This is a genomic window from Corynebacterium tuberculostearicum, assembly GCF_032821615.1.
GTDB classification, from domain to species: domain Bacteria; phylum Actinomycetota; class Actinomycetes; order Mycobacteriales; family Mycobacteriaceae; genus Corynebacterium; species Corynebacterium tuberculostearicum_H.
The window spans coordinates 1-5,492 of record NZ_JAVBIF010000033.1; the positions used below are offsets into that span (position 1 = coordinate 1).

Genomic DNA, 5,492 nt, shown 5'->3' on the forward strand with positions numbered 1-5,492 from the left:
GTACAGGGTCGGAACTAACATGGAAGACAGATCACGCTGAAGGCACATGAGGAGATCATGGCCAGTCAAGAAGTGGGTCATTCCACGTGGTTCCGATCCTGTATTCCCATTATCAGCGTCAAGTTGTTTGTGTGTGGGGCTGGGTTTATAGGTATTTGTCGAAGCGGTCGGGGTAGGCCACGGCCATTTGGTTGATGGCTTGTTTCCAACCGGAAACTCGGGCTCCTTCCATGAGTCTGCCGGCTGTCGCGGAGACCCGTTTGCCCTCCTTTGCCCTCTTTGCCGCTCGTTTATCTTCAATGTTGCAGATCATCAACCACAGCGTCTTCAGCGCGGATTCATCATTGGTGAACTGCACCCTGTTGCGGGTAGCTTTACGCAGCTCATTATTAAACGATTCAATGGAGTTCGTCGTATAGATGACCTTTCTCGCTGCTGGCGGGAACTGCAGAAACGGGACAAACCGCCCCCATGCGTCCTGCCAGACCTTGACTGAGCGTGGATACTTCTCACCCAACTCGGAAGCCTCGAATTCGGCTAAAGCTGCCTTGGCTGTGGACTCGTCTGCGGCGGTGTAGACCTTCTTCAACGCGGCGGATACAGCCCGGCGATCACCGTAGGCCACCCACCGGTTCGCGGCACGTATCAGGTGCACGATACAGGTTTGCACCATAGAGTTCGGCCAGGTTGCCTCTACTGCTTCTGGTAGGCCTTTCAGCCCGTCACAGCAGACGATAAAGACGTCTTTGACGCCACGATTGGAAAGGTTGGCGCACACTTGCGCCCAAAAGGATGCACCTTCTTCCTTGGCAATCCACAATCCCAAAATGTGCTTGATCCCGTCGAGGTCCACGCCGATTGCCATGTACGCGGACTTGTTGACAACTCGGCCTCCATCGCGGACTTTAATGCGTAGTGCGTCCAGGAAAATGACCGGGTAGAACTCGTCTAGCTGGCGGTTTTGCCAGACCATTACTTCATCCAAGACGGCGTCAGTAACCGCAGAAATCGTCTCATGAGAGATATCAACCCGCATCGCAGTTGCCATGTGGTGCTGGATATCCCTAATGGTCATTCCACCGGCGTACAAGCTGACAATCATGTCATCAACGTCAGTCAATCGCCTCGAGCCTTTAGGGACCATAGTCGGCAAGAATGTTCCCGCCCGATCCCTAGGGACATCAACGGTTACCGGCCCGTAGTTCGAATCCACGGTCTTTGTGTACGACCCGTTGCGGTGATTGTCTGTCCCAGCTGCAGCTTTGCCGCTCCTGTCGCCGGACTCGTAGCCAAGGTGGGCATCCATTTCAGCATTCAAACCTCTGGTGATTGAGGCTTGCAGCATGCCCCGAACTAGGTCGTTGGCATCCGTTGTCGATGTGCCTAGGTCATCAATCAGTTTCGCGATTTCGGGGTTAGCAAGCAGCTTCTTTTCAATCGCGTCAATCTTGGCCTTATCGGCCGGATCTCGTCTTGTCACAGTAGTCATTCTGGCTTATCTCCTTATGCAGGTTGGAAACCCACACACAAACCATCAGACACTCTCCTCGTACCACCTGGGCTGGGTCAGGTTCCTATTGAGCTGTTTGAGTATGTCACTGTCTTCGGCGGCATCACCCCCGGATCATTTTCAGACAGGGGCGGGAATAAGCCATACCGAAGCCAGCGACTAGTTCCACTGTCCTTTCAGACGGAGGGAACGGAAATAAACATAGCCCGCCCAATCGGGTGGACAGGCTATGAATCTTCGGTGCCCTGAGGTGGAACTGCTAACAACGAAATGGGGGGCGATGTTGGACGGGAGCGGCATCTACAAGGTTGCGCGGCAGCGCGCCGAAGAGATGCTCGGCTCGCAGGTACAGCATCCTTTCGGGCCCGACTGGGAAGTATTCAAAGTACGCGGCAAAATTTTCCTGTTATTGACAGCGGTGACAGGTCAACAGCAAATGATCATTAAGGCCGAGCCGGAGGATTGCCAAGCGCTACAGCAGCAGTATCCGTTCATTGCGCCGGGCTACCACATGAATAAGCGGCATTGGGTTTCCGTTTACTCACACGCAGAACTGCACCAACAGTTGATAGAGGAGTTAGTCACGGATTCCTATCGTTTGGTGGTGGAGAAGCTGCCGAGAGGGCAGCGGCCGATCGATCCGTCCTCTGGGCATTAAGGCCTTGGCGTTTAGGACAGTGACGAGTCACTTTAGATTTAAAGCCTTGTTGTTAAGATAAATCTCATGACCGAGCGCGATGACTTCTGGCTAAATGATGAAGAACTGGCATCATTTATATCCCTAATGAGCGTAAATATTCGCTTGACCAATATTTTGGATGCTCAGCTGCGTGATGACGCAGGTCTGAGCTTTTTTGAGTACACGGTGCTCTCGCGGCTATCTGAGGCGGAAAATCGCGAGATGCGTATGCGTGACCTTGCATTGACCGCGAATGGATCTCTGTCTCGTTTGAGTCAGGTCGTTACGCGCCTGGAAAAACAGGGGTGGGTCGTGCGTCAGCCATGCCCGACTGATGGGCGCACCACCATGGCACAGCTGACGGATAGCGGCTGGGACAAGGTAGTTGAGACTGCGCCTGGGCACGCTAAGCAGGCGCGCAAGTCCGTGATGGATAGCCTCACCCGTACGCAGATTCGCCAGATGCTGCAGATTAATCAGCGGATCATTAAGGCCATCGAGAATGATGAGCGCTACGGTGGGCGCTATTAGCTAGCGAAACGAGCAGGGCTATTTCTTGGGATAGCCGCGGCGGCCCGAGACGGTTTTATCGAAGGGGATCCAAAACCGGAGGGCCGCTTCCTGGTTTTTGGAGATACCGATGCGCGGTCCGCGTACCCATTCTGGTTCGGATGTTCGCTCTACAATCTGAATCGGTTGGTGGTTGTCTTCGAGCGTGAAGCCTAAGGCCTTGCCGAGGTTTCCCGGCCCGCGGGCGAGGTTATGAAAATCAGAGGTGCCACGGCGGGCGAAGGCGGTGTCGGCGCCCTCGATGATTTCACCGCCACGCAGCAGGCAGCCCTGGCCAGTGCCTTCAGGGGCACAGACGATATTGACGTTGCGGTGGATGCCATAAGAAATATAGACGTAGAACCTGCCCGGCGGACCGAACATGGCCGCATTGCGCGGGGTCTTGCCATTAAAGGTGTGTGCCGCGGAGTCCTCGGCGCCTAGGTAAGCCTCGACCTCAGTGAGGCGGATGCTCACCCCGGCATGGGTGAGGGTGCAGCCGAGGAGTTGGGGAGCGACGGCGTCGGCAGTCAGGGCAAAATCAATCATCAACCACGAGCGTAGTAGCGCTTACCTGCCACGGGGGTACGCAGGAGGCGATCCAGGCTCACTGGCTCGAGGCCCTTGGCGCGTAGGCCATCGATGACGCAATCGGCGGCGTCCACGGTGGTGGGGTGGATATCGTGCATCAAAACAATGGAACCGGCGCGGGCACCCTGTACGGCCGAGGAACAGACGTGCTCAGAGTTGCGGTCTTTCCAATCCACGGTGTCGACGTCCCATAGCGCCTGGGAGACGCCCTTATCGCGGGTTACCTGATCCACGGTGGCGTTGGTAGCGCCGTAGGGCGGGCGTACCCAGCGCGTGCCCTGGCCGGTGGCCTTCTTAATAGCGGCGTTGCCGGCGTCGATCTCTTGGGATACCTGCTCGTAGGACAGCGTGTTGAGTTGGCGGTGGCTCTTGGTGTGGTTGCCGATGGTGTGGCCCTCGGCCTTCATGCGTTTGAGGAGCTCAGGGTGCTGCTCAGCACTGGGGGCGAGAACCATGAAGCTTGCGTGGGCGTTTTTGGCTTTAAGTTTGTCCAGCAGGCGGTTGGTTTCGGCGCCTGGGCCGTCATCGTAGGTGATAGCTACGCAGTTGGCACAGTCGACGCCACCATTATTGCGTGGCTCTGTTTTCTTCTCCTGGGCCGGGGTGGTTGCCTTCTGCTTAGGAGCCTTGTGCGGGAAAGCCTTGGAGGAGATGTCCTCGACCTGCGCGCGGGCGTCATCGATGCGGTGGTTGATTTCGTCTTGGATATTCGAGCTGGAGGACGCAGGCAGCTGTGGAATCTGCGGCAACTGTGCGTTAGCAGCCGCCGGTACGGCAGCCGCAACGAGCACGGTGAGGGCGGAGGTGAGAATGCGACGCATAGTCTTCCTAAGGATGAGGGAAAGTGGACACGATGTGCCCATGACCCTAGCGCCTGCGTGTTACGGAAGTGATAGGACATGCCTAAAGTGGCCAAAGTGATTTGAGCGGTTCAGGTTTGGAGTTACTTCGCCTGCGGTAGTAAAGTATTTAGGTACTGGGGCATTAGCTCAATTGGTAGAGCATCTGCTTTGCAAGCAGAAGGTCAGGAGTTCGATTCTCCTATGCTCCACAGCATGAAGTCCGGCTTCCTCTTCGGAGGGGCCGGACTTTTTACGTGGTGGGGCTCAGGGGGTTGAGTTAGCGATTTTCGTCCATACAAACCGTGGTTTTCGTCGACGGTTGTGCTGGTTTATATGGACGAAAATCGTGATCTGCGAAAGAAGAGGGCGGAAGTGTGCAAGGTCGCGGGGAGAATCTTTCAGTACAGTGAATGGGGAATTATTACTGTCCCCCGATATCACCAGGAGACCAACCATGACCGCCAATGCTCGCTACAGTGATCCCTTTACCTCCGCAGACAAGGAAGTTGCGGCGCCGGAGGGCGCGGAATTTGTTGTGGTACGCAAGCGCGGCGAGGCCGCGGTGGATGGCGAGGTTGTGAGCTTTCACGGCACCCGCGAAGAGGCGCGTGAGGCGGTTATGGCTGGCCTGACCGAGGAATTTAAGACGGCCGTGGATAACGAGCCGATTTACGTCACCCACGCCCGCCTGCGTTCGCTTTAGAAGCGCTTGACCATTACGAAGTGATCCTCGTGGCTGCCCACGTGCTCGAAGCCGAGGTGTTCATAGAGACCCTTGGCGCGGGGATTATCGGGGTGGACGGCTAGCGAGATGCCTGGGGCGCGCAGGGTGTGGGCGAGGGAAATGGCGGCGTCGATAAGCGCGGTGGCAATGCCCTGGCCCTTATAGCGGGCCTCGACCGCGATGGCGAGCTCCGGAATGGCGGGCTCGACAAAGCCAAAGCCGTGATTGTCCTCCGTACCCCAGTTGAGCCACACGCCGCCCGCCGGGACGAGCTCCTGCCAGGCGATGAAACCGCCCTGGTTGGGATCCCAATTTTCCACGTAGAAGGCAAAATCATCGGCGAAGTCGGGGGAGAGCTCGCCGTGCTCGTCACCGAAGGTATCGGTAAGGAAATTGAGGCGGGCGAGGTAGGTGCGGTCAGATTCCTGCGTTGCGCGAAGTTCCATAAGATCCACGATAGACGGCGGGGCAGCAGCGCTTGAGTTCAGAGGGTCGTTGCAACACTTTCCCTTAGGAGGGTGTTGTTGTGTCTGGGGTTGTTGGCCCGTTTCATTCGTTGTCTGAATCGGATCGTCGTGGCTTAGTTGCCTTGGTTGG

Annotated in this window: 7 protein-coding genes and 1 tRNA gene; 4 read left to right on the forward strand and 4 right to left on the reverse strand. The window is 56.6% G+C overall.

Features of this window, described 5'->3' with window-relative positions; genetic code table 11:
* Positions 1-145: 145 nt before the first annotated feature.
* Positions 146-1,489: an IS256 family transposase gene (locus tag RAE09_RS11545; RefSeq protein WP_179386209.1), complete on the reverse strand. Its 1,344-nt coding sequence runs from the start codon at positions 1,487-1,489 to the stop codon at positions 146-148.
* Between the two features lie 301 nt (positions 1,490-1,790).
* On the opposite strand from RAE09_RS11545, the gene RAE09_RS11550 reads away from it, so the two are divergent.
* A complete protein-coding gene (locus tag RAE09_RS11550; protein ID WP_316981744.1) occupies positions 1,791-2,168 on the forward strand; it encodes an MmcQ/YjbR family DNA-binding protein in 378 nt (125 codons plus the stop codon).
* A 66-nt stretch (positions 2,169-2,234) separates the two neighbouring features.
* Positions 2,235-2,720 (forward strand): MarR family winged helix-turn-helix transcriptional regulator, encoded by a 486-nt coding sequence (locus RAE09_RS11555; protein WP_316981745.1) that lies wholly within the window; start codon positions 2,235-2,237, stop codon positions 2,718-2,720.
* Between the two features lie 18 nt (positions 2,721-2,738).
* Here the strand turns inward: RAE09_RS11555 and RAE09_RS11560 are convergent, their stop codons facing one another.
* A complete protein-coding gene (locus RAE09_RS11560; RefSeq protein ID WP_316981746.1) occupies positions 2,739-3,287 on the reverse strand; it encodes a DNA-3-methyladenine glycosylase in 549 nt (182 codons plus the stop codon).
* On the reverse strand, positions 3,287-4,150 hold the full coding sequence (locus RAE09_RS11565; RefSeq protein ID WP_316981747.1) for a polysaccharide deacetylase family protein: 864 nt from the start codon (positions 4,148-4,150) through the stop codon (positions 3,287-3,289). Before RAE09_RS11565 ends, RAE09_RS11560 begins: the two co-directional genes overlap by 1 nt.
* Positions 4,151-4,307: 157 nt before the next feature.
* Between RAE09_RS11565 and RAE09_RS11570 the strand changes: the two genes are divergently transcribed.
* Both RAE09_RS11570 and RAE09_RS11575 read left to right on the forward strand, forming a co-directional pair.
* Positions 4,308-4,380 (forward strand) — tRNA-Ala (locus RAE09_RS11570).
* A 245-nt stretch (positions 4,381-4,625) separates the two neighbouring features.
* A complete protein-coding gene (locus RAE09_RS11575) occupies positions 4,626-4,874 on the forward strand; it encodes a hypothetical protein (protein WP_239274593.1) in 249 nt (82 codons plus the stop codon).
* Here RAE09_RS11575 and RAE09_RS11580 read toward each other — a convergent pair.
* Positions 4,871-5,341, reverse strand: coding sequence for a GNAT family N-acetyltransferase (locus RAE09_RS11580; protein ID WP_316981748.1), 471 nt, complete (start codon positions 5,339-5,341; stop codon positions 4,871-4,873). The genes RAE09_RS11575 and RAE09_RS11580 overlap by 4 nt on opposite strands.
* Positions 5,342-5,492: the final 151 nt, after the last annotated feature.